This is a genomic window from Mycobacterium simiae (genome assembly GCF_008370645.1).
Lineage (GTDB): Bacteria > Actinomycetota > Actinomycetes > Mycobacteriales > Mycobacteriaceae > Mycobacterium > Mycobacterium simiae_A.
Map to the genome: position 1 here is coordinate 1 of NZ_VTZN01000346.1, position 2,102 is coordinate 2,102.

Here is a 2,102-nt window from a genome sequence, read left to right on the forward strand (position 1 = left end):
CGGCGCTCCAGCCGCCAAAGGTCCACCGGTCGCCGTCGGCGCCGAAGCGCCTGGCATCGAGGGGCCGCCAACGCCAACCGCGGGAGCACCGAGCTGGAACGACGGGGCCACGGTACTTGGAGGTGCAGGTGGCGACGGTTGGCCACTGCCGAATGCTGACGCTGGCTGCGACGTGGGTGTGCTGGGGGCTGGCACCGATGTACCCGGTGCTGGCTGGCCACTGCCGAATGCTGACGCTGGCTGCGACGTGGGTGTGCTGCGGGCTGGCACCGATGTACCCGGTGCTGGCTGATCCCTGCCAAATGCTGACGATGTTGGTGAAACCGGGAGCGGGGAACTTAAATCCTCAGCGGTGACCGGGCGAGACGGTGCCGGGTCATCGGGGTTTACGCCGTGATCGCGCAGCCACTTCCGAGCATCGCCGCCCATGGTCTCGTCCAGCACCCGCTGTGTCGCGTCGATAATGTTCGTCATAGCGATTCCTTCGGCATGGGCGGCGCTCGCGTTTTTCTCGGCAATGATCCTGTTGACTGCGGCAACCTTCGCATCTGTAGACCCATTGACGGCAAGGACCCGGTCGATCTCCTGATTACCGGACTGAGCAATCTCCGTTAATCGGTCACGCAAATTGTTGACCGCATCTGCGACCCGGTCGCTTTGCTCGCTTTTCACTTGGCACTGGTGGGCAACGGTGATCAGCCGCTGCTCGCCACGCCAATACCGCTCCATCAAATCCTCAGCGGTTGTTCCCTGATTGACCGCTAGCCGTGATCGCGCATTGCGCAGATCGCTCGCCTCTTGGCGCTTGGTTTCCCCTGCCAGGCGCCAATGAGTAACCGCGGCCGTGACCGCGTCGGGCCGTTCCGGCCACCACGCACCGACCAATAAGGCCGACCACCTACCCGGCGGCAGGTCAACCGCCACCACACACAGCCTTCATTCGCGCGTCCTTGGCGTTGACATCGTCAACCACCGCCTGCCAGTCCGGATCGTCGCGGTGCAAATAGCTCGCCATGGCGCTGGCGTTCGTGTATCCTTCGGCGAGTTTGAGCGCGGCGGCGCGATCTGCGGGCGCTAGCGCTGGGGCAGCATTAACCGCTTGTTCCAGCATCAGTGCCCCGTTTACTGTGGCAACCCCAGCGAGCGCCCGGTCACCGCCGTGGGTGTCTATCTGGACGGACCGTGCCGCGAGCTTGTAGACCTCGCACAACTTCTGGTGCGCGGCGGCGGTTTCCGCGGACGTGTAAGTCGGTGTTGCGTTGGTTCTTGTAGCCTCCGCCGAGCTGTTGGTTGAAGGGCGAGCCAGCGCCGTAAGCGCAACGATCAGGGCTGCTGCGCCCAATACGTTGGCGAACGCCAGGGCCACTGCTGACCAGACGCGTGAGCGTGGCACCGGGTGCGTCGGTGCCCACTGACCTGGAGTGGGTGGGAGCGTAGTCATTTCAGTAAGGCTATTCCTGCGGCTATCTGCGTGCTCTCCGGTGTTAGGCGGCTGCGCCCGGTGGCGGTGCGGCCGAAGCCGCCGCAGTGACATCGTGATGGGACCAGGTCGCTGTGGTCGCTTTTCACCTGACACTGGTGGGCGATAGTGACCAGACGCTGCTCACCACGCCAATACCGCTCCATCAAATCGTCGGCGGTTTGGCCTTGATTCTCCGCCAACCGCGACCGCGCGTTGTGCAGATCGATCGCCTCTTGGCGCTTGGCTTCCCCCGCCTGGCGCCAATATGTAACCGCCGCCATCGGTGGGTCAGGCCGTTCCGGCCACCACGCACCGACCAATAACGCCGACCACCTACCCGGCGGCAGATCAACCGCCACCGCACACAGCCTTCATCCGCAAGTCCTTAGCGTTGACATCATCGACGGCTGCCCGGAACGCTGGATCGTCACGCCCCAGTGCAACGCTGCCCACGGCGTTGGCGTTGGTGTATGCGGCAGCCAGCGCAAGCGCGGCGGCGCGATCGGCGGGCGGAAGCGCTGGGGCAGCGCTCACCTCCTGTTCTAGCATTACCGCCCCGTTTACTGTCGCGACGCCTGCGAGCGCTGGGTTATCGCTATTCGTATCTATCTGGACGGAACGTGCGGCCAGCTTGTACACC

The 2,102-nt window shown here is 64.4% G+C and carries 2 protein-coding genes and 3 pseudogenes; 2 read left to right on the forward strand and 3 right to left on the reverse strand.

Features of this window, described 5'->3' with window-relative positions:
• Nucleotides 1-292, forward strand: a pseudogene (locus F0Q45_RS30405) (hypothetical protein); the annotation flags it as partial.
• Between the two features lie 101 nt (nt 293-393).
• Complete coding sequence (locus F0Q45_RS30410; RefSeq protein ID WP_373425093.1) at nt 394-615, forward strand: hypothetical protein; 222 nt, start codon at nt 394-396, stop codon at nt 613-615.
• Nucleotides 616-913: 298 nt separating this feature from the next.
• Here F0Q45_RS30410 and F0Q45_RS25615 read toward each other — a convergent pair whose 3' ends face one another.
• The 3 genes and pseudogenes from F0Q45_RS25615 to F0Q45_RS25625 all read right to left on the reverse strand — a co-directional run.
• The gene (locus tag F0Q45_RS25615; RefSeq protein WP_149656541.1) at nt 914-1,441 is read right to left on the reverse strand and encodes a hypothetical protein; all 528 of its coding nucleotides are present in this window, start codon (nt 1,439-1,441) and stop codon (nt 914-916) included.
• A gap of 101 nt (nt 1,442-1,542) precedes the next feature.
• Nucleotides 1,543-1,821, reverse strand: a pseudogene (locus F0Q45_RS25620) (DUF5631 domain-containing protein); the annotation flags it as partial.
• Nucleotides 1,811-2,102 (reverse strand): annotated as a pseudogene (locus F0Q45_RS25625) (hypothetical protein); the annotation flags it as partial. The pseudogenes F0Q45_RS25625 and F0Q45_RS25620, both read right to left, overlap by 11 nt.

Bases quoted from the DNA above. Each gene is read 5' to 3' on its own strand.
- F0Q45_RS25615 (WP_149656541.1), bottom strand. From the start codon at position 1,441: ATGACTACGCTCCCACCCACTCCAGGTCAGTGGGCACCGACGCACCCG.